The organism is Streptomyces sp. NPDC002671 (genome assembly GCF_053592475.1).
This window is the reverse complement of record NZ_JBSFVU010000012.1, coordinates 132,296-156,223: the sequence shown is the minus strand read 5'-3', so window position 1 is coordinate 156,223 and position 23,928 is coordinate 132,296. Positions and strand designations below refer to the sequence as shown.

The window sequence follows — 23,928 nt, the reverse complement described above, 5'->3', positions numbered from 1 at the left end:
TGCTGGACGACGTGCGGGCGGCGCCCCGCCGGGCCCGACCCGCCGCTCGGCCCACTACGGCGTGTCGCCGTACCTGAGCACACCGCAGGTGGGGCCCGGTCATTCCTCCGACGGCTCCGGTGGCACCACCGCGACCGGGCTCGCCGCGTGCAGCAGGACCGCCTGGGTGACCGAGCCCATCATGCGGGCGGGGGCGAGCAGGCGTCGCCGGTGGCGGCCGACGACGACCAGGCCGGCGTCCTTGGAGGCGGCGACGAGGTGACCGGCCGCGTCGCCGGGCAGAGCCTCGACGACGGCGCGGACGCCGGGGTGGCGCCCGCGGTGCGGGGCGAGGAAGCCCTCGGCGAGAACACGGGTCTCGCTCTCGACGGCCTGCTGGTCGACCAGGAGCGGCAGCACCTGGCCGGCCGCGGCCCAGGGCTGCATCGGCCACGGGTAGGCGGCGATCACCTGCACCCGGGCCTCGCGCGCGGCGGCCTCGGCGAAGGCGAAGGCGAGCGTGGCCTCGTCGGGGCTGTCGACGTGCAGGCCGGCGACCACGCGGGGGCCGGGCGCGGCGGGTCCGTCGCCGTGGTCCCCCTCTGCCCGCAAGGCGTGGGAGGCACCCCCATCGCGGCCGGGCCGGGGTACGACGACCACCGGGCACGCGGCGTCCCGCGCCGCGGCCAGGCTGTTGGAGCCGAGCAGCAGACTGGCGAAGCCACCTCGTCCCCGGGAGCCGAGCACCAACAGCTGGGCGTCCGCGCCGAGTTCGGGCAGCAGCGCGCCGGGCACGCCTTCCAGGCCCACGTACTCCACGGCGGGCGGCTCGGCGCGGTCCGCGAGCAGGGCGCGCACCTGGTCGAGCACCGGGTCGCCTGCCGTCTCGGGCGGCCCGGCGACCAGTACGTCGGCCTGGCCCCAGGCTGCGTACTGCCGTACGTGCACCACCCGCAGCGTCGCCGCGCGGCGACGGGCCGTGTCCCACGCCCACTCCAGGGCGCGCAGGCTGTCCTCCGACCCGTCCACCGCGGCGATGACCGGCGCAGCGCTCATCCTTCCTCACCTCCGGAACACGACCCCCGCTCTGCCGGGCCAGCCTCGCTCAGGCGCGGGCTCAGGCAGGGCCTCAACGGTCGCGTGTCCGGAAATCCGGCCGGAACACCCCCGGTTCGGCCCGCGTCGCCGGATCGGGAGCGGGTGCACTCAGGTCAGGTCGAACTCCCCTTCCCGCGCTCCGGAAACGAACGCACCCCATTCGGCAGGGGTGAAGATCAGGGAGGGACTCTCCGGCCGGTCGCTGTTGCGCATCGCGATGAAGCCCTCGACAAAAGCGATCTGGACATCCCCCCGACCTCGGCTGCTGGACTGCCAGTCGGCCTTGCTGAGGTCCAGCTCCGGCTTGTCCCAGCCCACGAGCGGCTGCTGCTGGGTGGTGCTCTCGGCCACGTCCGTGCTCCTCCCGGTTCCGTCGTCCGCGGGTCAGCCTAGCGATCGCCCGGGACGGCCGACAGGCCGCGTGAGGTGGACTTTCGTGCGGTCCTCAGGCGTCGGGCGGCCGGGAGCCCACGAGCCACATGGAGAAGAACTGGGAGCCGCCGCCGTAGGCGTGCCCGAGGACCTTCCGGGCGCGGTCCACCTGGTGCTCCCCCGCCTGCCCGCGCACCTGGAGGGCGGCCTCGGCGAAGCGGATCATGCCGGAGGCGCCGATGGGGTTGGTGGAGAGCACACCGCCCGACATGTTCACGGGCAGGTCGCCGTCCAGCTCGGTCACCCCGGACTCGGTGAGCTTCCAGCCCTCGCCCTCGGCGGCGAAGCCGAGGTTCTCCAGCCACATGGGTTCGTACCAGGAGAACGGCACGTACATCTCGACGGCGTCGATGTCCCGGCGCGGGTCGGCGATGCCGGCCTGCCGGTAGACGTCTGCGGCGCAGTCCTTGCCGGCCTGCGGGGAGACGAAGTCCTTCCCGGCGAACAGGGTCGGCTCGCTGCGCATGGCGCCGCCGAGCAGCCAGGCGGGCGGCCGGGGAGCTCGGGCGGCTCCGGCGCGGTCGGTGAGGACCATGGCGCAGGCGCCGTCGGAGGACGGGCAGGTCTCGGAGTAGCGGATGGGGTCCCACAACATGGGTGAGGCCACCACCTTCTCCAGGGTGATGTCGTGCTCGTGGAGGTGGGCGTAGGGGTTCTTCAGCGCGTTGCGGCGGTCCTTGTAGGCGACGAGGGAGCCGATGGTGTCGGGGGCACCGCTGCGCCGCATGTAGGCGCGGACGTGCGGGGCGAAGAAGCCGCCGGCGCCGGCGAGCAGGGGTTGCTGGAAGGGGATCGGCAGGGACAGGCCCCACATGGCGTTGGACTCGGACTGCTTCTCGAAGGCCAAGGTCAGTACCGTGCCGTGCACGCGGGCCGCGACCAGGTTGGCGGCGACCAGCGCGGTGGAACCGCCGACGGAGCCGGCGGTGTGCACGCGCAGCATGGGCTTGCCCACGGCGCCCAGCGCGTCGGCGAGGTACAGCTCGGGCATCATCACGCCCTCGAAGAAGTCGGGCGCCTTCCCGATGACGACGGCGTCGATGTCGGCCCACGTCAACTCGGCTTCCTCGAGCGCCCTTCGGGCCGCCTCGCGGACGAGTCCGGCGATCGAGACGTCCCGGCGGGCGGCCACGTGCTTGGTCTGGCCGATTCCTACGACGGCGACGGGCTCCTTGCTCATCGTGGCTCCCCTTCGAGTACGGCGACCAGGTTCTGTTGCAGGCAGGGGCCGGAGGTGGCGTGGGCGAGGGCGCGGTCGGACTCACCGCGGTGGATGCGGGCGGCGGCTTCGCCGATGCGGATGAGGCCGGCGGCCATCACGGGGTTGGCGGCGAGGGCGCCGCCGGAGGGGTTGACGCGGACGCGGTCGCCGAGGCGGAGTGCCTTGCGCAGGACGACCTCCTGCGCGGTGAACGGCGCGTGCAACTCGGCCGTGTCGACGGGCCGTTCGAAGGCGCCGGACTTCTCGGCGGCGAGCCGGGTGGAGGGTGAGTCGGTGAGGTCACGCAGGCCCAGCCCGTGGGCCTCGATGCGGTGGTCGATGCCGCGGATCCAGGCGGGCCGCTCGCACAGCTCGCGGGCCCGGTTCCCGGCGGCGAGGATCACGGCGGCGGCGCCGTCGCCGACGGGCGGGCAGTCGCCGGTGCGCAGCGGCCGTACGGCGTAGTCGCCCTGGGCGACCTGGCCCTTGAGCTGGGCGTGGGGGTTGGCGGCGGCGTCGGCGCGGCTGCGGGCGCCGATCGCGGCGAGCGCGGCCTCGTCGGTGTCTCCCGCGTCGATGAGTGCCTGTGCCTGAAGGGCGGCGACGGCGACGGAGTCCGGCCACAGGGGGGCGAGGTAGTAGGGGTCGAGCTGTCGCGTGAGCACGTCCCGCAGCGAGCCCGGCGAGGACTTGCCATAGGCGTACACGAGCGCGGTGTCGGCGTCCCCGGTGAGCAGCTTCGTCCACGCTTCGTACAGCGCCCAGGCGCCGTCCATCTCGACGTGCGACTCGGAGATCGGGGGCCAGGCGCCGACGCCGTCGAGGGCGAGGGTGAAGGAGAAGGCGCGGCCGGCGAGGTAGTCGCTGGAGCCGGAGCAGGTGAAGCCGATGTCGGCGGCCCTGAGGCCGGTCCGGTCCAGGACGTCGTGCAGCACCGGCATGAGCAGCTCGACCTCGGACGACTCCTCGGTGGAGCGCCGGTGGTCGGTCTGGGCGAAGGCGACAACCGCGATGTCCCGGACCGCGGGGGCTTCTGCACTGGTCACAGCAGCTCCTTGTACGTGTCGTAGTCGGCGTCGGGTTCGCCGGTGGGCCGGTAGTGACCGGGGTGGCGCGCTCCTTGCGTCCACACCGGCTCGACCCTCAGTCCCATGCGCACCTCGTCGTAGGGGATGCCGCCGATCCGGGCGTGCAGGGCGAGGTCGGCGCCGTCGAGGGCGATGTGTGCGTAGACGTACGGCACCTCGATGTCCAGGTTCTTCGCCTTGATGTTGACGATGCAGAACGTGGTGACCGTGCCGCGGGGACCCACCTCGACCTGTTCCGCTGTGGCCACGCCACATGTGGGGCACGCACCCCTCGGCGGGACGTACACCTTGCGGCAGGCGGGGCAGCGCTCGCCGACGGTCCGCTGTTCGGCGAGGGCGTCGATGTAGGCGGACTGGGCGCGGCCGGGCGAGTAGGTGTAGTCGAGGCGGGCGGGGGCGACGATGCCGGTGAGCGGGTTCTCGAACTCGCCGGTGTGGCCGCCCGGTTCCTCCGGTTCGCCGTCGTACGGCTCGAAGCACGCGATGTCGGTGATGGCGCCGGAGCGTCCTCCGGCCCAGCGGATCCGCACCCGCATGCCGGTGTGTACGGCTTCGGGGCCCGGGGCGTCCAGGGCGTGCAGCAGGGCGGTGTCGGCGCCGTCGAGCCGGACCAGGACCCAGGCGAAGGGGCCGGCGAGGGGCTGGCCGCGGCGGGGGGCGTGGTTCCATGCCCAGGTGGTGACCGTGCCCGTGGGCGCGACCTCCACCAGGTCGCGGATCTCCTCGGCGGTGGCGGGGTCGTACTCGACGGGTGGTACGAGGGTGCGGCCGTCGGTGGTCCGCACGCCGAGAACGACGCGTTCGCGCAGGCCGCTCAGAAAGGCGCTCTGCACGGGGCCGAGGGAGCGGGTGAAGGGGAATTCTACGACGAGGGGGGCTTTGAGGGCTGCGGGCATCGAGGGCTCCTCGGGTCACGCGCGCTTGTAGACGGGGGGCCGTTTCTCCGCGAAGGCGCGGGCGCCTTCCTTGGCGTCGGCGGTGTCGAAGACCGGCCAGCCGCGGGCGAGTTCGGCGGCGAGGCCGTCGGTCTCGGTCAGCTCCGCGGTCTCGTACACCGATGCCTTCACGGCCTCGACGGCGAGTGGACCGCAGGCGTTGATCTGCTCGGAGATCTCCAGCGCCTTGGCGAGCGCGGTGCCGTCGGGGACGACGTGCCCGATCAGCCCGATCCGGGCGGCCTCGGCGGCGCTGTAGGGCCGTCCGGTGAGCAGCATCTCCAGGGCGTGGGTGCGCGGGATCTGGCGCTGCAGACGGACCGTCGAGCCGCCGATCGGGAAGAGGCCGCGCCTCACCTCGAACAGGCCGAAGGTCGCGGACTCGCCCGCGACGCGGATGTCGGTGCCCTGGAGGATCTCGGTGCCGCCCGCGACGCAGTACCCCTCGACGGCGGCGATCACCGGTTTGCGGGGCCGGTGGTGGCGCAGCATGGCCTTCCAGTGCAGATCGGGGTCGGCCTTGAGCCGGTCGCGGTATTGCTCCCCGGCCATGCCCTGGCCGGCCAGGGCCTTGAGGTCCATGCCGGCGCAGAAGGCTCCGCCGGCCCCGGTGAGCACGATCGAGCGGATCGCGTCGTCCTCGTCGGCCTCGGCCCAGCCGTCGTACAGGCCGACGAGCATGGGCAGCGAGAGCGCGTTCTTCGCGTCAGGCCTGTTGAGCGTGAGCACCAGTGTGGCGCCCTCGCGCCGCACGGTGAGGTGTTCCGTCCCTCCCATTACCCTTCTCCCCTCGGTGAGAACGAGAACAGGTTGCAGTAGGCGAGGGAGCACTTCAAGGGTTTCCTGACAGGCAGTCAGATTTCTTCGCGCGCACCCTTCCCAGTTGCGCCGCCCTTTGCTCTGATGACCGGCGAGCCGACAGATGCCCTTTCTTCGCCGGGAGCACCGGGGTCAGGAGGAGCGGTGGAGTACAACCTTGCCGATCTGTTCGAGTCCGTCGTCGACGTGGTCCCGGACCGCGAGGCGCTCGTGTACCTCGACCACCCCGGCACGGGCGCGGAGCGCCGCCTGACGTACACGGAGGTGGACGCCGCCGCCAACCGCGTCGCCCACCACCTGATCGACGCCGGTCTGCGCCCCGGCGAGCATCTGGGCCTGCATCTGTACAACGGCGTGGAGTACCTGCAGACGGTGCTGGCCTGCCTGAAGGCCCGCATCGTCCCGGTGAACGTCAATTACCGCTATGTCGAAGAGGAGTTGGTGTACCTCTACCGGGACGCCGATCTGGCGGCCCTGGTCTTCGACGCGGAGTTCGGGGAGCGGGTGGCGGGGGCGCTGCCGCACGCGCCGGGACTGCGGCATCTGCTGCGCGTGGGGACGGCCGGCGGCGAGGTGCCGGGGGCGCTGCCGTTCGAGGAGGCGGAGGCGTCCGGTTCGTCCGAGCGGGGGTTCCCGGCCCGTTCCGGCGACGACCAGTTCATCATCTACACCGGCGGCACGACCGGCATGCCGAAGGGCGTGATGTGGCGTCAGGAGGACCTGTTCTTCGCGGGGTTGGGCGGCGGGGCGCCGACCGGGGTGCCGGTGAAGGCGCCGGAGGAGCTGGCCGAACGAGTCGCCGCGGGCGGCTCCGGAATCACCTTCTTCCCCACTCCCCCGCTGATGCACGGCACCTCGACGCTCACTGCGTTCATCGGTTTCAACTTCGGCCAACGGGTGGTGCTGCACCGCCGGTTCGTGCCGGAGGAGGTGCTGCGCACCGTCGAGAAGGAGAAGGTCAGCAGCATGTCGCTGGTCGGCGACGCGATGCTCCGGCCGCTGATCGACGCGCTGAACGGGCCGCTGAAGGGCACGGACTGTTCGGCGCTGTTCAGCGTCTCCTCCTCGGGGGCGATCATGTCGGAGACGGTACGGCGGCAGTTCCGCGAGCTGGTCCCGAACGCGCTGCTGCTGAACAACTTCGGTTCGTCCGAGTCCGGCTTCAACGGCACGGCGACGGAGGACTCGGGGCCCGAGCGGGGTTTCCGCATCCGGGTCAACTCCCGTACGCAGGTGGTGGACCCGGCGACGCACGAGCCGGTCGCGGTGGGCGAGGTCGGCCGGGTCGCCCAGTGCGGCCATGTGCCGCTCGGCTACTACAACGACCCGCGGAAAACCGCCGAGACCTTCTTCGAGAAGGACGGCATCCGCTGGGTGCTGCTGGGCGACATGGCGACGGTCGACGAGGAGGGGGTCGTCACCGTCCTCGGCCGCGGCTCGCAGTGCATCAACACCGGTGGCGAGAAGGTGTATCCGGAGGAGGTCGAGCAGGCGCTCAAGGCTCACCCGGACGTGTACGACGCGCTGGTCGCCGGGGTGCCGGACGCGCGGTGGGGCAACCATGTGGCGGCCGTCGTCCAGTTGCGCGAGGGGGCGCGCCGGCCGTCGCTCACCGACATCCAGGACCACTGCCGTACCCGGCTGGCCGGCTACAAGATCCCGCGCCAGCTGGTGATCACGGACGCCATCCGCCGCTCCCCGAGCGGCAAGGCGGACTACCGGTGGGCCCGGGAGGCGGCGGTGTCGGCGGACCGCCAGGACCGGCGGAACCGGCACGACAAGTACGACCGGTAGCGGGCGTGCGGCCTTTGGGACGCGCCGGTTACCTGCGGAAACGTGAGTCTGCCCCGGAGTGTCCCGCCGTCGTGCGGGGTCCGCCACGACATACGCTGTGCGCGCCCGATCGGGGCACGCACGGAAGGACCTTCGGGTGTCGCACCTCACTGCTCGTCAACTACCGCCCGACGACGTCTCGGAGAGCGATGAGACGGGTGAGGACTCCTCGGCACCCCGGGCATCCCGGCTGGCGCGCGGGGCCGCCGTCGCGACGACCGTCCTGGCCGCCGTCCTGGTGCTCGGCGCCCTGCTGCTGCCGAACCACCTCGACCAGCTCACCCTCGACGCGTTCCTGCGCATCCCGGCCGAGGCCGTCCTCCTCGCCGCACTGCTGCTCGTACTGCCGCCCCGGACGCGGGGCTTGGCCGCGGTCGCCGTCGGCCTGCTGCTCGGGCTGCTGACTGTCCTCAAGTGCCTCGACATGGGCTTCTACTCGGTGCTGGAGCGCCCCTTCGACCTGGTGCTGGACTGGGTGGTGCTCGACGCCGCGGCGGACTTCCTGTGCAAGTCCTTCGGCCGGACCGATGAACTGCTCGCTCTCGGCTGCGCCTTGCTGCTCGCGCTGGCGCTGCTTGTCCTCACCACGCTCGCCATGGTCCGGCTGACCCGCCTGATGGCCCGTCACCGTCAGCCCGCCATGAAGGGCATCATCGTGCTGGGCACCGCCTGGATCGTCTGCGTCACCCTGGGCCTGCGGATCGGCGACGCCCCGGTCGCCGCCAAGACGGACGCCGAACTCGTCGCCAACCGCGTCCAGCAGGTCCGCACCGGCCTCCAGGACGCCCAGGTGTTCCGCCGGGAGGTCGCCGCCGACGCCTTCGCGCACACCCCGCGCGAGCGGCTGCTGGCCGGACTGCGCGGCAAGGACGTGCTGTTCACGTTCGTGGAGAGTTACGGCCGTACGGCGATCGAGGACCCGGCGATGGCCCCGCGCATCGGCGAGGTCCTGAAGGAGGGCACCGCCTCGCTGAAGGCGGCCGGTTTCGCGGCGCGCAGCGGCTGGCTCGGGTCGCCGGTGACGGGCGGCGGCAGCTGGCTGGCGCACTCGACGTTCATGTCCGGCCTGTGGATCTCCAACCAGCAGCGGTTCCGCAATCTGACCTCGGGCGACCGCATGACCCTCACCCGGTACTTCCGCGAGACCGGCGCCTGGCGCACGGCCGGCATCGTGCCCGGGGTGGAACGGGCCTGGCCCGAGGGCAGGTTCTTCGGCCTGGAGCACGTCTACGACGCCGCCCACCTCGGATACCACGGTCCGCGCTTCGGCTGGTCACAGGTGCCTGACCAGTTCACCCTGGAGGCCTTCCGGCGGCTGGAGTTCGACAGGCGCCGCCGGGGTCCGCTGATGGCGGAGATCATCCTCACGTCCAGCCATCACCCCTGGGCACCCGTGCCCCGACCGGTCGACTGGGCGGACCTGGGCGACGGCTCGGTCTTCCGGGGCATCAAGAAGCAGGGCAAGGACCCCGAGGAGGTCTGGAAGAATCCGGAGAGCGTGCGCACCGAGTACCGCAATGCCATCGCGTACTCGCTGCGCAGCCTCGTCGGGTTCCTGCGGCGCTACGGCGACGAACGCACCGTTCTGGTCTTCCTCGGCGACCACCAGCCGGTGCCGGCCGTGACCTCGGGCAGCCCGCGCAAGGACGTGCCCGTCACGATCGTCGCCCACGACCCGAAGATCCTCGCCCGGATCTCCGGCTGGGGCTGGACGGCCGGCCTGAAACCGGCTGCCGACGCTCCCGTCTGGCCGATGAGCGCGTTCCGGGACCGGTTCATGCGGGCGTACGGCCCGCCGTCGCACTGACCGGAGCGTCGTCCCCTGCCAGGAAGGGCTCCAGTACGGCCAGGTACTCCTCCGGCCGGGTCTCGTGCACCAGATGCCCGGTGTCCAGGGTCACCAGCCGGGCGTCCGGGATGAGGTGCGCCAGCTGTGCGACCTGGTCCTGCGAGATGGGGCTGGTCGGGCCGCCCCCGATCACCAGCGTGGGCATGGTGATCCGCTCCATGTGGTCCCACCACACAGGAGGGGGTGCGTTGCGTTGTTCGTCGGTGGCCCGCACCATCAGCCAGTCGCAGGGCAGCTCCTCGTCGGGCTGGACGGCGAGGGGGCGGGGCGGATCGAGCGGCACCGGCGCGCACACGTCCTCCAGCACCAGACGCCGTACGGCACCGGGGTGGCGCTGGGCCAGCAGGTAGGCGACGACACCGCCCAGCGAGTGGCCCACGACGTCGGCGCGGTCGATCCCGAGCGCCGTGAGCAGGGCGTGGACGTCGTCACGCATCAGCTGGCAGGAGTACTCCCCCGGCCAGTCGCTGCGCCCGTGGCCGCGCAGGTCCGGTGCGTAGACCCGGCGCGGGTGCGGCGGCGCGGCGAGCCGCTCGGCGATCCGCGTCCAGTCCGCGCCGTCGGCGCCCCGGCAGTGCAGCAGCACGACGGGCGGGGCGCCCTCCGGGCCCCGGACGCGGCAGGCGAGCCTGATGCCGTTCGCGGTCACGAATCGCGGTTCGGTGTCCATGCCGGGAGGCTGGCCGCGCGGTCAGGCCCGCAATCCCCGCTCTGCCGACGGCAGATCGCCGCCGCCGTCGCCATGGGCGTCCGCGTCGAGGAAGGCGGTGACGCGGTGCACGAACCACTGCGGGTCGTCCAGCCAGGGGTAGTGGCCGGCCCCCGGCTGGACGGCGACCTCAGCCTGCGGGAAGGCGGCGGCGGTGCGGCGGGCCAGGTCGGGGCGGGGACCGCCGTCGACCTCGCCCGCGTGCACGAGGACCGGGGCGGCCAGCGCGGCGAGGGCCGCCCGGGTCACGTCCGGGGTGAAGGCGCCCTCGCCGAAGTAGCGCTCGCCCGCCTCCTCGTTGGTCTGCTCCAGCTCGGCGGCCGTGTGTGCCAGGGCCGCCTCGTCCCAGCGGCCGTAGAAGAACGGCAGGAAAGCGTCGTCGAAGTCGGCGTCACCGGCCAGCCAGGCCCGGAACGCGGGGAAGGCCTCCGCGAACCAGGGCTCGTCCGCCCGCAGGCGGGCCGCGGCCAGCCGGTCCTCGGGAGTCGCCCGCATCCCCAGAGCCGACGGATTGGGCGTGATCAGCACGAGCCGCCGTACCCGGTGCGGGTAACGGGCCACGTAGAGCATCGCCAGGGCTCCGCCGGCCGAGTGGGCGAGCAAATCCATGTGCTCCAGCCCCATGTGGGCGCGCCATAGCTCGACGTCCTCGACCATCCGGTCACAGCGGTAGGTCGCCGGGTCCGCCGGCGCCTCGGACTCACCCGTGCCCCGTAGATCGAGCAGGGCGAGCCGGCGATGGGCGGTGAGTCCGCCCAGGTCTCCGAAGTAGGCGGAGGCGCGCATGGGACCGCCGGGCAGGACGGCGAGGGGCTCGCCGGTGCCCCGGAGGTGGTAGGCGAGCCGAGTCCCGTCGGCCGCGGTGAAGATGGGCATGCGGAGATCATCACGGTGCCGCCCGCCGCGCCGCAATGCATTACCGACCGGACCGGGGGCGAGGTCGGACGCAGGGTCGGGGTCCACGCCGAAATTCACGGCAGACCTCTTGCCTGGAACCGATTGGCCTGAATTACTGGCCCCGAACAGGGCGACCGAATGATCGGTCGTCCGGAATGTGCGGCTGGTGAGGGAGACGTCCCGATGGCGGATGCGACGGACCTGCTCGACGCGGGCGAACGGCTCGGACCGGAGGAGCTGCGGGCGCTTCAGCTGGAGCGGCTGCGCGCCTCGCTGCGGCACGCCTACGACCACGTGCCCTTCTACCGCGACTCCTTCACCAAGGCCGGGGTCCACCCGGAGGACTGCCGTTCCCTCGCCGACCTGGCCCGCTTCCCCTTCACCACCAAGGCCGACCTGCGCGAGAACTACCCGTACGGGATGTTCGCCGTGCCCCGCGATCAGGTCCGCCGTATCCATGCGTCGAGCGGCACCACGGGACTCCCGACGGTGGTCGGCTACACGGACAACGACCTTTCCGTGTGGGCCGACATGGTGGCGCGTTCGATCCGGGCGGCGGGCGGCCGGCCCGGTGACACGGTGCATGTGGCGTACGGCTATGGACTGTTCACGGGCGGCCTGGGCGCCCACTATGGCGCCGAACGCCTGGGCTGTACGGTCATCCCCGCGTCCGGCGGCATGACGGCCCGCCAGGTCCAGCTGATCCGGGACCTGGAACCGGACATCATCATGGTCACCCCCTCCTACATGCTCACCCTGCTGGACGAGTTCGAACGGCAGGGCGTGGACCCGCGCGGCACCTCGCTGCGGGTGGGCGTATTCGGGGCGGAGCCGTGGACAGAGCAGATGCGGCGCGAGATCGAGGAACGGTTCGCGATCGACGCCGTGGACATCTACGGGCTGTCCGAGGTGATCGGCCCGGGTGTGGCCCAGGAATGTGTGGAGACCAAGGACGGCCTCCATGTGTGGGAGGACCACTTCTATCCGGAGGTGGTGGATCCGATCACCGGCGAGGTGCTGCCGGACGGTGAGCAGGGCGAGCTGGTGTTCACCTCGCTCACCAAGGAGGCCATGCCGGTCATCCGGTACCGGACCCGGGACCTGACCCGGCTGCTGCCCGGCACGGCCCGGGTGTTCCGGCGGATGGAGAAGATCACCGGCCGCAGCGACGACATGGTGATCCTGCGCGGGGTCAACCTCTTCCCGACCCAGATCGAGGAGATCGTGCTGCGCACCCCGGGCGTGGCACCGCACTTCCAGCTCCGCCTCACCCGGGAGGGCCGCCTGGACGCACTCACCGTCCGCGCCGAGGCCCGCCAAGGAGCCACCCCGGAGACCCGGGAGGCAGCCGCCCGCTCCATCGTCGCCGCCGTGAAGGACGGCATCGGCGTGTCCGTGGACGTGGAGATCGTGGAGCCGGAGTCGCTGGAGCGGTCGGTGGGCAAGATCCGCCGGATCGTCGATCTCCGGCCGCGTTAGGGTCGGTGGAAGAGTTCCCGGGCCCGGCGGGCGATCTCGTCCGGTGTCAGGTCCTCGATGTGCGTGAGGAAGACCCAGACGTGCCCGAAGGGGTCGCGCAGAATCGTCGTGCGGTCGCCGTGGAACTGGTCGGCCGGGGGCTGGAGCAGTTCCGCGCCGGCCGCGACGGCCTGCCTCGCCAACGCGTCGACGTCGGCGACGTAGGCGTGCAGTCCCACCGTAGTGCCGCCGAGGGCGGTCGGTGCACTGAAGACCGGCCCCTCGGCATCGCCCAGCATGATGGTGGAGCCCTGGACGCTGACCTCGGCGTGCACGATGCGTCCGTCCGGGCCCGCGAGGCGGAAGAGTTCCACGGCACCGAACGCCTCGGTGTAGAAGTCGATCGCGGCGGCGGCGCCGTCGACCATCGCATGGGCGATCACGGCGTTGCGGTAGGTGTCAGGGGCGGTGGCCGTGGGCGTGGTCGCAGGCGTGTGCGTGGTCATGAAACTGCCTCCTTGGTCGGGCTGTTACCGATGACCACGAACGTAGAAGCTCGACCGAACTTGAGGTCAACCGCTGCCCGGCAGGCGCCCCGCAGGGTTCAGCCGCTGAACCGGTCCCGCAGCTCCCGTTTGAGGATCTTGCCGCTCGCGTTGCGCGGCAGTTCCTCCACGAAGAGCACCTTCTTGGGCGCCTTGAACGCAGGGAGCTTCTCCCGCACGTGGGAGACGAGTTGGGCCTCCGTGACATCGCCGCGCGGGACGACGACCGCGGTGACGGCCTCGATCCAGCGTTCGTCGGGCAGGCCGATCACGGCGGCCTCGGCGACGGCTTCGTGGGTGTAGAGGGCGTCCTCGACCTGGCGTGAAGCGACCAGCACGCCACCGGAGTTGATGACGTCCTTCACCCGGTCGACGATGGTGAAGTAGCCCTCCGGGTCGCGCACCGCGAGGTCACCGGAGTGGAACCAGCCGTCACGGAAGGCTGCCGCGGTCTCCTCGGGCTTGTCCCAGTAGCCCTCGCACAACTGCGGTGAGCGGTAGACGATTTCACCGGGCGTGTCGTCGGGCACGTCCTCCCCCTTGTCGTCCACCACACGCGCGTCCACGAACAGCACGGTCCGGCCGCACGAGTCCAGCCGGCCCTCGTGCTCGTCGGGTCCCAGCACCGTGGCCAGGGGGCCGATCTCGCTCTGCCCGAAGCAGTTGTAGAAGGCCAGGCCGGGCAGCCGGTCGCGCAGCCGTCGCAGCACGGGGACCGGCATGATGGACGCGCCGTAGTACGCCTTGCGCAGGCCGTCGAGGTTCCGGGTGGCGAAGTCGGGCCGGTTCGCCAGGCCGATCCACACCGTGGGCGGCGCGAACAGGCTGTCCACACGCCCCGCTTCGACCAGGTCGAACAGCCGGTCCCCGTCGGGCGCGTCGAGGATGATGTTCGTCGCGCCGACAGCGAGGTAGGGCAGCAGGAACACGTGCATCTGCGCCGAGTGGTACAGCGGCAGCGCGTGCGCGGGCCGGTCGCCCGCGCTCAGGTCCAGGGCAGTGATCGCGCTCAAGTACTCGTGCACCAGGGCCCGGTGGGTCATCATCGCGCCCTTGGGCAGGGCGGTGGTGCCGGAGGTGTACAGCAGCTGCACCAGATCCTCGGTGCGCGGTTCGGGTCCGTCGTACGGCGGGGTGTCCGCCAGCCTGGACAGCAGCGAGTCCTCGGTGTCGCGGAGCGGCAACACCCGTACGCCGTCGGGCAGTCGTCCCGCCAGATCCGGGTCGGCGAGCACCAGCGTGCTGCCCGACTGGCGGACCAGGTACGCCAGGTCCTCGCCGGTGAGGTTCTGGTTGACCGGCACATGGACCAGGCCGGCGCGGGCGCAGGCGAGGAAGCCGATGAGATAGGCGTCGGAGTTGTGGCCGTACGCGCCGACCCGGTCGCCCGGTGCGAGGCCCTGGGCGAGCAGCAGCGCGGCGGCGCGGGAGACGGCTCCGTCGAGTTCCTCGTACGTCCACGTCCGCTCGCCGTACTCCAGCGCGATGCGCGCCGGGGTGCGGCGGGCGCTGCGCCGCAGCACCCCGTCGACCGTGCTGCCTCGTCCCGGCGGTGCCTGCGGTTCCTGCGGTTCCTGCGGTCCGTGCGTCATGACTGCCGATCCTCGGGCCGCCGGACGGGCAGGTCAAGGACTGTGCCGGGGAGAATGCGGGCGACTCACACCTGCCGGGTGCGTCCCTCCCAGTAGGGATCGCGCAGCCGCCGCTTGTACAGCTTGCCGTTGGGGTCGCGGGGCAGCTCGGTGACGAAGTCGACGCTTCTGGGCCGCTTGTAGCCGGCGAGCCGCTCGGCGCAGTGGCCGAGGAGCGCGGCGGCGAGGTCGGGGCCGGGCTGGTGGCCGGGGGCCGGTTCCACGACGGCCTTGACCTCCTCCCCCCAGTCGTCGTGCGGGACGCCGAAGGCGGCGGCGTCCGCGACGGCGGGGTGAGCGAGCAGCACGGACTCGATCTCGGCGGGGTAGATGTTGACCCCGCCGGAGATGATCATGTCGATCTTGCGGTCGCGGAGGAAGAGATAGCCGTCCTCGTCCAGGTAGCCGAGGTCGCCGACGGTGAAGAAGTCGCCGATGCGGTTCTTGCGCGTCTTGGTCTCGTCCTTGTGGTACGAGAAGCCGCCGGTGCTCATCTTCATGTAGACGGTGCCGAGTTGGCCGGGCGGAACCCGGTTGCCGTCGTCGTCGAAGACGGCGAGTTCGCTGATGGGCCAGGCCTTGCCGACGGTGCCGGGCTTCTTCAGCCAGTCCTGGGCGGTGGCGAAGGCACCGCCGCCCTCGCTGGCCGCGTAGTACTCCTCCACGCAGCTCCCCCACCAGTCGATCATGGCCCGCTTCACATGGTCCGGGCAGGGGGCGGCGCCGTGGATGGCGTGCCGCATGGACGTCACGTCGTAGCGGGCCCGCACCTCGTCCGGCAGCGCCAGCAGCCGGTGGAACTGGGTGGGGACCATATGGGTGTGGGTGCACTGGTGGGTGTGGATGAGGCGGAGCATCTCCTGCGGGGTCCACTTGTCCATCAGCACCAGGCGGTGGCCGATGTGCAGGGACGCGCCCGCGAACTGGAGGACGGCCGTGTGGTAGAGCGGCGAGCAGACCAGGTGGACGTTGCCGTCGAACGGCCTGATGCCGAAGATGCCGAGGAAGCCGCCGAGGTAGGCCTCCTCGGGGGGCTTTCCGGACAGCGGGCGGCGGATGCCGCGCGGGCGTCCCGTCGTACCGGAGGTGTAGTTCATGACCCAGCCGAGCGTGCGGTCGGCGGGCGCCGACTCCGGCTGTCCGTCGAGGAGTTCTGCGTACGGCCGGAAGCCCTCGGCCGCTCCGACCGCGTAGCGGTGGGTGGCCGGGAGGCGCGCTTCGTCGGCGGCGTCACGCGCGGCCCCGGCGAACCGCTCGTGCGCGATGAGCACCTTGGCCCCGGAGTCGGCGACGATCCAGGCGATCTCGGGGCCGACCAGGTGGTGGTTGACCGGAACCAGGTAGAACCCGGCCTGGGTGGCGGCGAGGTAGGCGGTGAAGAACTCGACGCCGTTGGGCAGGACGACGGCCAAGGCGTCACCGCGCCGCAGTCCGGCCGCGCGCAGCCCGTGCACGAGCCGGTTGGCGGCTGCGTGCAGGCGTCCGGCGGTCCACGGCTCGCCGTCGGGGGCGATCAGGACCGTGCGCCCGGGGTCCTGGCGGGCCTGGGCCCAGAAGCCGGTGGGAGGTGTGCTGACGGGCGCGCTCATGGATTCGTTCATGCCTGGCCGCTCCTTCCGGCGATGCGGTTGAGCCGGTCCACGGCCCGCTCGAAGCCGCGGGTGAGGTCGTCGAAGACGCCCTGGACGCTGCGTTCGCTGGTCATCCGGCCGACGATCTGGCCGACGGGCGTGCCGAGCAGCGGTTCGACCTCGTACTTCTGGATACGGGAGACCGCCTCGGCGACCAGCAGGCCCTGCAGGGGCATCGGCAGTGTGCCGGGCCCCGCCTGGTCGCCCCAGGCGTCGGTCCACTCGGTGCGGAGCTGACGGGCGGGTTTTCCGGTCAGGGCGCGGGACCGGACGGTGTCGCCGGAACCGGCGGCGAGCAGCTTGCGGGTGAGGGCGGGCGAGTGGAGGTCCGCTTCTGTGGTGGTCAGCCATATGGAGCCCATCCACACACCTTGGGCACCGAGTGTGAGGGCAGCCGCCACCTGCTGTCCGCTGCCGATGCCCCCTGCGGCCAACACCGGCAGCGGGTCGACGGCCTCGACCACCTCCGGGGTCAGCACCATGGAGGCGATCTCCCCGGTGTGGCCGCCGGCCTCGTACCCCTGGGCCACGACGATGTCGATGCCCGCCTCCTGGTGCTTGCGGGCGTGCCGGGCGCTGCCGGCGAGCGCGGCGACCAGGATCCCCCGGTCGTGGGCGCGGGCGACGACGTCGGCGGGCGGGGAGCCGAGGGCATTGGCCAGCAGCTTGATCGGATAGTCGAAGGCGACGTCGAGCTGGCTGCGGGCGACCTGCTCCATCCAGCCGGTGATCCGCCACCCGGAGGCCTCGCCCTCGGCGAGTTCGGGCACGCCGTACTTGGCGAGGGTGTCCCGCACGAACTGCCGGTGTCCCTCGGGGATCATGGCCTCGACGTCGGCCTCGGTCAGTGTCCGGTTCTCCGGGGCCTCGGCCTTCTTCGCGGGCATGACGACGTCCAGCCCGTAGGGCCGGCCCCCGACGTGCGCCTCGATCCAGTCGAGGTCGCGTTTGAGGTCGTCGGGGGCGGTGTAGCGGACCGCGCCGAGCACTCCGAGACCGCCGGCCCGGCTGATGGCCGCGGCGACGGCGGGGAACGGCGTGAAGCCGAAGACGGCGTACTCGACTCCCAGTTGCTTGCTCAGCTCCGTCTGCATGGGCGCAGGATGCCGCAGCCGCCATGCCGAAGGAAGTCAACGGAGGGGTTTTTCTGACGTGCCGTCAGATCGCTCGCCCCAGCATTTCCACCTCATCGCGTCACGACGTCGCCTCCAGCACCGCCATCGCCGCGTTGTGCCCCGGCACCCCGCTCACCCCGCCCCCGCGCGCCGCGCCCGCCCCGCACAGCAGGACGTTCGCGTGCCGGGTCTCCACGCCCCAACGCCCGCTTCCCTCCTGGGCGTACGGCCAGGAAAGGGCGCGGTGGAAGATGTTGCCGCCGGGCAGCCGCAGGTCGCGTTCGAGGTCGAGCGGGGTCTTCGCCTCGATGCAGGGGCGCCCGTCGGCATCGGTGGCGAGGCAGTCGGCGAGGGGTTCGGCGAGGTGGGCGTCGAGCTGGGCGAGGGTGGACTTCAGCAGTTCCTCGCGCACGCCGTCGTTGTCCCGGGCGAAGAGCCGCGCCGGGGTGTGCAGGCCGAACAGGGTGAGTGTCTGGTAGCCGCGCTCGACGAGTTCGGGGCCGAGGATGGTGGGGTCGGTCAGGGAGTGGCAGTAGATCTCCGAGGGCGGCGCGGCCGGGAGTTCACCGGCGGCGGCCTGGGCGTGGGCGGTGGCCAGCTGCCGGTAGCCCTCGGCGATGTGGAAGGTGCCGGCGAAGGCCTCGCGGGGGTCGACGGAGGGGTCGCGCAGCTTCGGTAGCCGCTTGAGCAGCATGTTGACCTTGAGCTGGGCACCCTCGGCGGCCTCGGGTGCCGCATCGCCCGTCAGGACGGCCAGTTCCTCCGGGGAGGCGTTGACCAGGACGTGCCGGGCCGCCGCGACGCCCTCGCCGTCGGGCGTGCGGTAGACGACCTCGGCGGTCTGTCCGTCGGTGTCGATGCGGACCGCCTCGTGCCCGGTCTCGATGACCGCGCCCGCCGTGCGCGCGGCGCCGGCCAGTGCGTCGGTGAGGGCGCCCATGCCGCCGACGGGCACGTCCCAGGCGCCGGTGCCGCCGCCGATGACGTGGTAGAGGAAGCAGCGGTTCTGGGCCAGGGAGGCGTCGTGCGCGTCGGCGAAGGTGCCGATGAGGGCGTCGGTGAGGACCACGCCCCGGACGAGGTCGTCGGTGAAGTTCTCCTCGACGGCGACGCCGATCGGCTCCTCGAACAGGGCCCGCCAGGCGCTCTCGTCGTCGATGCGGCGGCGCAGCTCGTCACGGCTGGGCAAGGGTTCGGTGAGCGTCGGGAACACGCGCTGGGCGAGGCGGCCGGTCATGTCGTAGAAGCGCTGCCAGGCCGCGTACTCGCGCTCGCCGCCGGTGAGCCGGGCGAAGGCCTGGCGGGTGCGCTCCTCGCCGCCGCCGACGAGCAGTCCGGTGGCCCGTCCGTCGCGTTCCACGGGGGTGTACGAGGAGATGGTGCGGGCCCGGACGCGGAAGTCCAGCCCGAGGTCGCGCACGATCTTCGACGGCAGCAGGCTGACCAGGTAGGAGTAGCGCGAGAGGCGGGCGTCGACGCCCGCGAACGGGCGGGTGGAGACGGCGGCGCCGCCGGTGTGGTCCAGGCGTTCCAGCACCAGCACGGAGCGGCCGGCCCGGGCCAGGTAGGCGGCGGCGACCAGGCCGTTGTGGCCGCCCCCGACGATGACGGCGTCGTACGTGCGGGTTCCCTCGGTGGCAGACGTGGCAGACATGGTTCTTCGTAACACGGGAAGATCCACGGCGGCCAGAGGCAGGCCTGGGCCTGCTCGCCCGGCGTGGCGGCCTATCGCCCGACTTTGTGCGGTGCCGGACGCGCCCCCGGCCCGAGCCTCGCCATCGCGGTCAGGATGTGTTTGGGCGGCAGCTGCCAGCGCAGCTTGGGGGGGAAGGCGCGAAACAGGGCGCCCGTTGCGCGCAGCCGGCGGGTGACGACCTCGGGTGCGGGGGCCGGCCTGCCGTACAGCTCATGGGCGTACGGCGGCAGGGAGGAGTACGCCAAGTGGGCCACGTGCCGCCACAGGACCTCGCGGGCCGGCACGAGAAGGGGGTGTGTCGGCGGGCGGAGCAGGAAGTCGTCCACCACGCGGGCCTCGTCGCCCGCGGCGAGTTCCGGCCGCACCTTTTCGAAGTAGGCGTTCATTTCAGCCTGGTTGGCCGGTACGGCGTCCGGGTCGAGGCCCACCAGCCTTGCGCTGACGCGGTGTTCGGCTATGTACCGGTCGGCCAGGGCGTCGTCGACCGGGAAGCCGGAGCGGCGCACGACGTGCAGATAGGAGTCGATCTCCGCGCAGTGCACCCACAGCAGCAGGGCGGGTTCGTCGACGCCGTACCGCTCGCCGGTGTCCGGATCCGTCGCCGACAGCTTGGTGTGGATCTTCCGGACCCGGGCCCCGATCCGTTCGGCGGCCTCCGTCGTGCCGTACGTCGTCGTGGCCACGAAGCCGGCCGTGCGCATGAGCCTGCCCCAGGCGTCGCGCCGGAAGTCGGAGTTCTGCATGACTCCGCGCACCGCGCGTGGATGCAGGGCCTGGAGGTAGAGCGCGCGGATGCCGGCGACCCACATCATGGGGTCGGCGTGCAGGTGCCAGGTCACTGATTTCGGAGTGAAGAGCCCAGGGTCGCCCATGCCCGCAGGCTAACGCCGCACCCTCGGCATTCCCAGTCCGATCCAGGCGATGATCTCGCGCTGGATCTCGTTGTTGCCGCCGCCGAAGGTGAAGATGACCGCCGAGCGGTAGCCGCGCTCCAACTCGCCGTGGAGGACGGCGCCGGCCGAGCCCTCCTTCAGCGGGCCCGCGGCGGCGACGGCCTCCATCAGCCAGGCGTAGGCGTCCCGGCGGGCCTCGGAGCCGTAGACCTTGACGGCCGAGGCGTCCTGCGGGGTCAGGGTGCCTTCCTGTACGGCGCTCACCATCTGCCAGTTGAGCAGCTTCATCGCGTCGAGCCGGGTGTGGGTCTGCGCGAGGCGGCGGCGTACCCACGGCAGGTCGATCACCCGGCGGCCGTCGGCGAGTTTGGTCTCCATCGCCCAGCGCTGGACGTCGTGCAGGGCGCGGATGGCCATGGTGCCGTGTGCGGCGAGGGTGACGCGTTCGTGGTTGAGCTGGTTGGTGATCAGCCGCCAGCCCTGGTTCTCCTCGCCGACGCGGCGGGAGACGGGGACGCGGATGTTCTCGTAGTAGCTGGCCGTGGTGTCGTGCGAGGCAAGGGTGTTGATGACGGTGCAGGAGTAGCCGGGGTCGGAGGTCGGCACCAGCAGCATGGTGATGCCCTTGTGCGGCGGGGCCTCCGGGTCGGTGCGCGTGGCCAGCCAGACCCAGTCCGCGGTGTCACCGTTGGTGGTCCAGATCTTCTGCCCGTTGACGACGTACTCTCCCCCACTCTCGGCTTCGCTCGAGCGGGAGGTGCCCCCATCCTCCCGTACGGCGCGGGTCTTCAGGGAGGCCAGGTCGGTGCCCGCGTCGGGCTCGCTGTAGCCGATGGCGAAGTCGATCTCGCCGGAGAGGATCTTCGGCAGGAAGTACGCCTTCTGCTCGTCGGTGCCGAACTGCATGATCGTCGGCCCGACCGTGTTGAGCGCCATCAGCGGCAGCGGTACGCCGGCCTGGGCGGCCTCGTCGAAGAAGATGAACTGCTCCATCGCGGTCAGCCCGCGCCCCCCGTACTCCTTCGGCCAGCCCACGCCGAGCCAGCCGTCCATGCCGAGGCGGCGGACGATGTCGCGGTAGAACCGCTTCTGTGCGGCCGGGTCGGCGTACCGGGCGTAGGCGTGGTCCGGCACCAGGTCCGCGAAGTAGGCGCGCAGTTCGGTGCGCAGCCGCTGCTGCTCGGGCGTGTGGTCGAGATGCACGGCGCCTCCAGGCTCCCCAAGGGCGGTCCTGACGGCGCACACCGTAGAACGTGTTACAGAAATTGGGAATGGCGTGCCAGGTGGCAATTGGCCCGGACTCGGTCCGAGCCCTCCAGGTCAGCCAAGGGTCGCCAGGAAGTCCGTGCAGGCATCGGCGCAGGCCCGGCACGCCCTCGCGGCCGACTCGGAGTCGCGCCGGCCGTCGAAAGCGCGTGCGCATTCGAGGCAGACCGAGCGGCACCAGTCCAGCCGGACCCGGATCGCCTCCTCGTCCTGCCAGTCCTGCTCGCCGAGGAGGCGGCAGGTCGCGTCGCACACCTCGGCGCACATGACGCCCAGGCGGCGGACGCGCTCCTGACGCTCGGTACCGTCCGGGTCGAGGAGGCCCGCGCGCACCGCACAGGCCCTGGCGCACTCGGTGCACGCCTGGGCGCAGGCGAAACGGTCCTCCAGGAAACGGTAGAGCTGCTCCTGTGATGCCGGCCGGGTCACACCGGGCGGGTAGCCGGGGCGGGGCGGCGTAAACACCCGTGTCGCGCGGGGGCGCCGTCGACCGGGGCCGGGTCGCCGTACGTGGACGACCGGTTACCCAAAGTGTCCGGTTCGTCCCGTTCCGGGTGGGGTATTCCTGTCCTATGAGTCCTATGAGTACCGCAACGATGCAGATGGCCGCGACCAGCGGCCTGATGAGTCTCGGGCTCTTCGTGGTGGCCGTGGCCCTGCTGGCGTTCCTTGCCGGCGGGTTCTGGATGAACTCCCGCATGAAGTACCGCGAGTCTCCCCGGCCGAAGCCCGAGGAGCAGCCGCACCTGCCGCCCGAGGGCCCGGTGCGCGAGGTCCGGGAGAACAGGGAGTCCCTGGAGGTTCCCGAGATCCCCAAGGGCGGTCGCCCGCTCACCCCTTACGAGGTGGGCAACATCGACTCCAAGCCGAGCGCCAGGAAGGAGCGCCTGCGCTGGAGCAAGGGGTCGAGCGGCTCGTTCGGCGGCGGCGGACTCGGCGCCCACTGAACCCACGCGAACCCACGCCCTACTGCCCTGCTCCCCCACCGAACACGACAGCAGTCCCACCGAACACGCCACCGGCCCGCGCCGGCCGCCCCCGACCCGCCCTAGGCCCTGTCGTCAGATTCCCGCCTGCCTCGCGACGCCTGGCACGCACGCTCGCCGCGTTGCCGAAGCGCCCACGTGACTCCGCCACGCGGACGCTCCGGCGCCTTGCGATCGCACGCGCCAAACGCCGCGGGGCCCGCCCTTCGGGCGGACGACGGGAATTCGACGACAGGACCTAGGAGAGCTTCCGGGCGGCGTCCAGGCGGCCGACGCGGGCCACGTTCTCGCGGTCCACGGCGTCCTCGCTCGGCTCGCCCGCGAACCAGGCGTCGAGGATCTCCTTCAGGACCGGCTCGGAGGTGAGCCGCAGGCTCAGTGCGAGGACGTTGGCGTCGTTCCAGCGGCGCGCGCCGTTCGCCGTGTAGGCGTCGGCGCACAGCGCCGCCCGTACGCCCGGGACCTTGTTCGCGGCGATGGCGGCGCCCGTGCCGGTCCAGCAGCACACGACCGCCTGGTCGGCCGCGCCGTCGGCCACGTCCCGGGCCGCGGCCTCCGAGCAGGCCGCCCACTGGGGGTCGGCCCCGGGCCGCAGCGCGCCGTGCTCGCGCACCTCGTGGCCGCGCCGCCGCAGCTCCGCCACGAGCAGGCGCGCCACGGGTTCATCCATGTCGGAGGAGACGGAGATCCGCATGTCTGGAGCCTAGCGGTTGCACACATGACCTTCGCTGCCCCAAGCCCGATACTGGTGGCCGAGGTCGAAGGCCCACCTGCCAGGCGTCTGAGGAGAAACCGATGAAGATGCTGATCAACGTCCCGGAGACCGTGGTGGCGGACGCGCTGCGGGGAATGGCAGCCGCGCATCCGGAGCTGACCGTGGACGTGGAGAACCGGGTGATCGTACGCCGGGACGCTCCCGTGGCCGGGCAGGTCGCGCTCGTATCGGGCGGAGGGTCGGGCCATGAGCCCCTGCACGGCGGGTTCGTCGGCCCGGGCATGCTGTCCGCGGCCTGCCCGGGCGAGGTGTTCACCTCGCCGGTGCCGGACCAGATGGCGCGGGCGGCGGCGGCCGTCGACAGCGGGGCCGGGGTGCTGTTCATCGTGAAGAACTACACGGGTGACGTGCTGAACTTCGGCATGGCGGCCGAACTCGCCGAGGACGAGGGCATCCAGGTCGCCAAGGTGCTGGTGAACGACGACGTGGCCGTGACCGACAGTCTCTACACGGCGGGCCGGCGCGGCACCGGCGCGACCCTGTTCGTGGAGAAGATCGCCGGCGCCGCCGCGGCCGAGGGACAGCCGCTGGAGCGGGTGGAGTCGATCGGCCGTCAGGTGAACGAGAACTCCCGGAGCTTCGGTGTCGCGCTCAGCGCCTCCACGACGCCGGCGAAGGGCAGTCCCACCTTCGATCTGCCCGGCGGCGAACTGGAGTTGGGCATCGGCATCCACGGCGAGCCGGGCCGGGAGCGGCGGCCGATGATGACCTCCGGAGAGATCGCCGACTTCGCGGTGAACGCCGTCGTGGAGGACCTGCCCCCGCGCAACCCCGTGCTCGTCCTGGTCAACGGCATGGGCGCCACCCCGCTGCTGGAGCTGTACGGGTTCAACGCCGAGGTGCAGCGGGTGCTCCGCGAGCGCGGGGTCACCGTGGCCCGCACGCTCGTCGGCAACTACGTCACCTCCCTGGACATGGCGGGTGCCTCGGTCACCCTGTGCCAGGTGGACGAGGAGCTGCTGCGGTTGTGGGACGCCCCGGTGAGGACCCCGGCGCTGCGCTGGGGGATGTGAGGCGGCCGTGACCCCGGCGGCCGAAGCCGTCGACGTCTCTGCCAAGCAGGTCAACACCCCTGTCGCGCCGGTCGACATC

At 71.8% G+C, this 23,928-nt stretch carries 22 protein-coding genes; 5 read left to right on the top strand and 17 right to left on the bottom strand.

What is annotated here, in order from left to right:
• Positions 1–99: 99 nt before the first annotated feature.
• The 6 genes from ACWD35_RS20560 to ACWD35_RS20535 all read right to left on the bottom strand — a co-directional run bounded on the left by ACWD35_RS20560 (position 100) and on the right by ACWD35_RS20535 (position 5,510).
• A complete protein-coding gene (locus ACWD35_RS20560; RefSeq protein WP_451352710.1) occupies positions 100–1,035 on the bottom strand; it encodes a universal stress protein in 936 nt (311 codons plus the stop codon).
• A gap of 150 nt (positions 1,036–1,185) precedes the next feature.
• The gene (locus ACWD35_RS20555; protein ID WP_451352709.1) at positions 1,186–1,428 is read right to left on the bottom strand and encodes a DUF397 domain-containing protein; all 243 of its coding nucleotides are present in this window, start codon (positions 1,426–1,428) and stop codon (positions 1,186–1,188) included.
• A 94-nt stretch (positions 1,429–1,522) separates the two neighbouring features.
• A complete protein-coding gene (locus ACWD35_RS20550) occupies positions 1,523–2,689 on the bottom strand; it encodes a thiolase domain-containing protein (protein WP_451352708.1) in 1,167 nt (388 codons plus the stop codon).
• The gene (locus ACWD35_RS20545; RefSeq protein WP_451352707.1) at positions 2,686–3,756 is read right to left on the bottom strand and encodes a thiolase domain-containing protein; all 1,071 of its coding nucleotides are present in this window, start codon (positions 3,754–3,756) and stop codon (positions 2,686–2,688) included. The genes ACWD35_RS20550 and ACWD35_RS20545 overlap by 4 nt, the downstream gene beginning before the upstream one ends.
• Positions 3,753–4,694, bottom strand: a complete 942-nt coding sequence (locus ACWD35_RS20540; protein ID WP_451352706.1) for a Zn-ribbon domain-containing OB-fold protein — start codon at positions 4,692–4,694, stop codon at positions 3,753–3,755. Before ACWD35_RS20540 ends, ACWD35_RS20545 begins: the two co-directional genes overlap by 4 nt.
• Positions 4,695–4,709: 15 nt before the next feature.
• Entirely contained in the window at positions 4,710–5,510 is an 801-nt protein-coding gene (locus ACWD35_RS20535; protein WP_451352705.1) for a crotonase/enoyl-CoA hydratase family protein, read from the bottom strand.
• 186 nt (positions 5,511–5,696) lie between these two features.
• Between ACWD35_RS20535 and ACWD35_RS20530 the strand changes: the two genes are divergently transcribed.
• Positions 5,697–7,346 carry an acyl-CoA synthetase gene (locus ACWD35_RS20530; protein WP_451352704.1) on the top strand — a complete coding sequence of 550 codons (1,650 nt, stop codon included), beginning with the start codon at positions 5,697–5,699 and terminating at the stop codon, positions 7,344–7,346.
• A 136-nt stretch (positions 7,347–7,482) separates the two neighbouring features.
• On the top strand, positions 7,483–9,192 hold the full coding sequence (locus ACWD35_RS20525; RefSeq protein WP_451352703.1) for a sulfatase: 1,710 nt from the start codon (positions 7,483–7,485) through the stop codon (positions 9,190–9,192).
• On the opposite strand, the gene ACWD35_RS20520 is transcribed toward ACWD35_RS20525, so the two are convergent.
• Positions 9,161–9,904, bottom strand: a complete 744-nt coding sequence (locus ACWD35_RS20520; RefSeq protein WP_451352702.1) for an alpha/beta fold hydrolase — start codon at positions 9,902–9,904, stop codon at positions 9,161–9,163. The two genes, ACWD35_RS20525 and ACWD35_RS20520, sit on opposite strands and share 32 nt — an antisense overlap.
• A 21-nt stretch (positions 9,905–9,925) precedes the next feature.
• Positions 9,926–10,819 carry an alpha/beta fold hydrolase gene (locus ACWD35_RS20515; protein WP_451352701.1) on the bottom strand — a complete coding sequence of 298 codons (894 nt, stop codon included), beginning with the start codon at positions 10,817–10,819 and terminating at the stop codon, positions 9,926–9,928.
• Positions 10,820–11,023: 204 nt separating this feature from the next.
• On the opposite strand from ACWD35_RS20515, the gene paaK reads away from it, so the two are divergent.
• On the top strand, positions 11,024–12,319 hold the full coding sequence (gene paaK / locus ACWD35_RS20510; protein WP_451352700.1) for a phenylacetate--CoA ligase PaaK: 1,296 nt from the start codon (positions 11,024–11,026) through the stop codon (positions 12,317–12,319).
• On the opposite strand, the gene ACWD35_RS20505 is transcribed toward paaK, so the two are convergent.
• The 8 genes from ACWD35_RS20505 to ACWD35_RS20470 all read right to left on the bottom strand — a co-directional run bounded on the left by ACWD35_RS20505 (position 12,316) and on the right by ACWD35_RS20470 (position 21,504).
• A complete protein-coding gene (locus ACWD35_RS20505; RefSeq protein ID WP_451352699.1) occupies positions 12,316–12,804 on the bottom strand; it encodes a VOC family protein in 489 nt (162 codons plus the stop codon). The genes paaK and ACWD35_RS20505 overlap by 4 nt on opposite strands.
• A gap of 98 nt (positions 12,805–12,902) precedes the next feature.
• A complete protein-coding gene (locus tag ACWD35_RS20500) occupies positions 12,903–14,435 on the bottom strand; it encodes an acyl-CoA synthetase (RefSeq protein ID WP_451352698.1) in 1,533 nt (510 codons plus the stop codon).
• 65 nt (positions 14,436–14,500) lie between these two features.
• Positions 14,501–16,075: an acyl-CoA synthetase gene (locus ACWD35_RS20495; RefSeq protein ID WP_451352697.1), complete on the bottom strand. Its 1,575-nt coding sequence runs from the start codon at positions 16,073–16,075 to the stop codon at positions 14,501–14,503.
• Positions 16,072–17,199 (bottom strand): nitronate monooxygenase, encoded by a 1,128-nt coding sequence (locus ACWD35_RS20490; protein ID WP_451352696.1) that lies wholly within the window; start codon positions 17,197–17,199, stop codon positions 16,072–16,074. The genes ACWD35_RS20495 and ACWD35_RS20490 overlap by 4 nt, the downstream gene beginning before the upstream one ends.
• A gap of 100 nt (positions 17,200–17,299) precedes the next feature.
• On the bottom strand, positions 17,300–18,874 hold the full coding sequence (locus ACWD35_RS20485; protein WP_451352695.1) for a phytoene desaturase family protein: 1,575 nt from the start codon (positions 18,872–18,874) through the stop codon (positions 17,300–17,302).
• Between the two features lie 71 nt (positions 18,875–18,945).
• Entirely contained in the window at positions 18,946–19,788 is an 843-nt protein-coding gene (locus ACWD35_RS20480) for an oxygenase MpaB family protein (protein ID WP_451352694.1), read from the bottom strand.
• Between the two features lie 9 nt (positions 19,789–19,797).
• The gene (locus ACWD35_RS20475; RefSeq protein ID WP_451352693.1) at positions 19,798–21,012 is read right to left on the bottom strand and encodes an acyl-CoA dehydrogenase family protein; all 1,215 of its coding nucleotides are present in this window, start codon (positions 21,010–21,012) and stop codon (positions 19,798–19,800) included.
• A 117-nt stretch (positions 21,013–21,129) separates the two neighbouring features.
• Positions 21,130–21,504 carry a ferredoxin gene (locus ACWD35_RS20470; RefSeq protein ID WP_451352692.1) on the bottom strand — a complete coding sequence of 125 codons (375 nt, stop codon included), beginning with the start codon at positions 21,502–21,504 and terminating at the stop codon, positions 21,130–21,132.
• A gap of 152 nt (positions 21,505–21,656) precedes the next feature.
• On the opposite strand from ACWD35_RS20470, the gene ACWD35_RS20465 reads away from it, so the two are divergent.
• Positions 21,657–22,022, top strand: coding sequence for a DUF6479 family protein (locus ACWD35_RS20465; RefSeq protein ID WP_451352691.1), 366 nt, complete (start codon positions 21,657–21,659; stop codon positions 22,020–22,022).
• Between the two features lie 277 nt (positions 22,023–22,299).
• Here the strand turns inward: ACWD35_RS20465 and ACWD35_RS20460 are convergent, their stop codons facing one another.
• On the bottom strand, positions 22,300–22,755 hold the full coding sequence (locus tag ACWD35_RS20460) for an RpiB/LacA/LacB family sugar-phosphate isomerase (RefSeq protein WP_451352690.1): 456 nt from the start codon (positions 22,753–22,755) through the stop codon (positions 22,300–22,302).
• 101 nt (positions 22,756–22,856) lie between these two features.
• Here ACWD35_RS20460 and dhaK point away from each other — a divergent pair, with 101 nt between their 5' ends.
• Entirely contained in the window at positions 22,857–23,849 is a 993-nt protein-coding gene (dhaK, locus tag ACWD35_RS20455; protein WP_451352689.1) for a dihydroxyacetone kinase subunit DhaK, read from the top strand.
• Positions 23,850–23,928 lie beyond the last annotated feature (79 nt).

Coding starts and splice junctions, on each gene's coding strand:
- ACWD35_RS20540 (WP_451352706.1), bottom strand. CDS start 4,694: ATGCCCGCAGCCCTCAAAGCCCCCCTCGTCGTAGAATTCCCCTTCACC.
- ACWD35_RS20560 (WP_451352710.1), bottom strand. CDS start 1,035: ATGAGCGCTGCGCCGGTCATCGCCGCGGTGGACGGGTCGGAGGACAGC.
- ACWD35_RS20515 (WP_451352701.1), bottom strand. CDS start 10,819: ATGCCCATCTTCACCGCGGCCGACGGGACTCGGCTCGCCTACCACCTC.
- ACWD35_RS20505 (WP_451352699.1), bottom strand. CDS start 12,804: ATGACCACGCACACGCCTGCGACCACGCCCACGGCCACCGCCCCTGAC.
- ACWD35_RS20495 (WP_451352697.1), bottom strand. CDS start 16,075: ATGAACGAATCCATGAGCGCGCCCGTCAGCACACCTCCCACCGGCTTC.
- ACWD35_RS20550 (WP_451352708.1), bottom strand. CDS start 2,689: ATGAGCAAGGAGCCCGTCGCCGTCGTAGGAATCGGCCAGACCAAGCAC.
- ACWD35_RS20500 (WP_451352698.1), bottom strand. CDS start 14,435: ATGACGCACGGACCGCAGGAACCGCAGGAACCGCAGGCACCGCCGGGA.
- ACWD35_RS20465 (WP_451352691.1), top strand. CDS start 21,657: ATGAGTACCGCAACGATGCAGATGGCCGCGACCAGCGGCCTGATGAGT.
- ACWD35_RS20520 (WP_451352702.1), bottom strand. CDS start 9,904: ATGGACACCGAACCGCGATTCGTGACCGCGAACGGCATCAGGCTCGCC.
- dhaK (WP_451352689.1), top strand. CDS start 22,857: ATGAAGATGCTGATCAACGTCCCGGAGACCGTGGTGGCGGACGCGCTG.
- paaK (WP_451352700.1), top strand. CDS start 11,024: ATGGCGGATGCGACGGACCTGCTCGACGCGGGCGAACGGCTCGGACCG.
- ACWD35_RS20485 (WP_451352695.1), bottom strand. CDS start 18,874: ATGTCTGCCACGTCTGCCACCGAGGGAACCCGCACGTACGACGCCGTC.
- ACWD35_RS20535 (WP_451352705.1), bottom strand. CDS start 5,510: ATGGGAGGGACGGAACACCTCACCGTGCGGCGCGAGGGCGCCACACTG.
- ACWD35_RS20460 (WP_451352690.1), bottom strand. CDS start 22,755: ATGCGGATCTCCGTCTCCTCCGACATGGATGAACCCGTGGCGCGCCTG.
- ACWD35_RS20480 (WP_451352694.1), bottom strand. CDS start 19,788: ATGGGCGACCCTGGGCTCTTCACTCCGAAATCAGTGACCTGGCACCTG.
- ACWD35_RS20490 (WP_451352696.1), bottom strand. CDS start 17,199: ATGCAGACGGAGCTGAGCAAGCAACTGGGAGTCGAGTACGCCGTCTTC.